Origin of the sequence: Xenorhabdus beddingii (assembly GCF_002127545.1) — a bacterium.
GTDB lineage: Bacteria > Pseudomonadota > Gammaproteobacteria > Enterobacterales > Enterobacteriaceae > Xenorhabdus > Xenorhabdus beddingii.
Genome location: NZ_MUBK01000140.1, coordinates 1 through 761, shown reverse-complemented (window position 1 = coordinate 761; position 761 = coordinate 1). Strand labels below are relative to the sequence as shown.

The following is a 761-nucleotide window of genomic DNA, read 5'->3' as shown; positions in this document are numbered from 1 at the left end:
GTGACGCGCTGCGAGACTTCCGCCCGTTGCTGCTGCAACTGCTCGCCGGGCTGGATATCGGGCAGGGTGTTGCCCTGACTCAGGGTCTGGCGGATAAAGGGCTTGTCGGGTCGCCCGCCCTCAAAGGCCATCTCCACTATCGTCCCGATGGGCGGATACTGGAACATGCCCGATTCACCGCCCGCCATCGGCAGGGGCAGCGGGACAGCGCGATAAACCGGGGCGGCGGCGTCTTTGCCGTCTGCATCCAGCAACTGCACATCAACCGCATAGCGTGGCCGGAACGGGTCGGACATATCGCCACTGACCGTGCTTTCGGTGTGTGCCTCAATGCGGCCAAACTGGGACAGATGCAGCACCGCCGATAATTCGGGGTATGCCGCATCAATCTGGCGCTGGATGGGCGTTTTACTCGCGGGTTGGTCTTTCGGCATCCATGTGATGGTCATGTTTTCATTGTTCAGGTTGACCTTGTTCAGCCGTTGCTGATTGACCACAAAGCCGGGGCGCAATGACTGGATTAGGGGAAGCGTCATCGCATTGCCCGCCGATTGTCCCTGACTGAATTCATTGGGGATGTCGACGGGTTTTCCCGCAAACAGTGAATGTGCCCAACTGCCGACATACACCGAACCATCCGGCAATTGATGCCAGAGATAGTCTTCAATCGAAAAGACCTGCCCCAGATTCGCCAGCAACTGATAGCCCGTGCCATTGTGGGTATAGTGCGGGATGGGGGTATCCGTGTAAGGCGCATCCGG

The 761-nt window shown here is 58.9% G+C and carries 1 pseudogene; it reads right to left on the bottom strand.

Annotation, left to right across the window (positions count from 1 at the left end):
* Positions 1-761 (bottom strand): annotated as a pseudogene (locus Xbed_RS18910) (hypothetical protein); the annotation flags it as partial.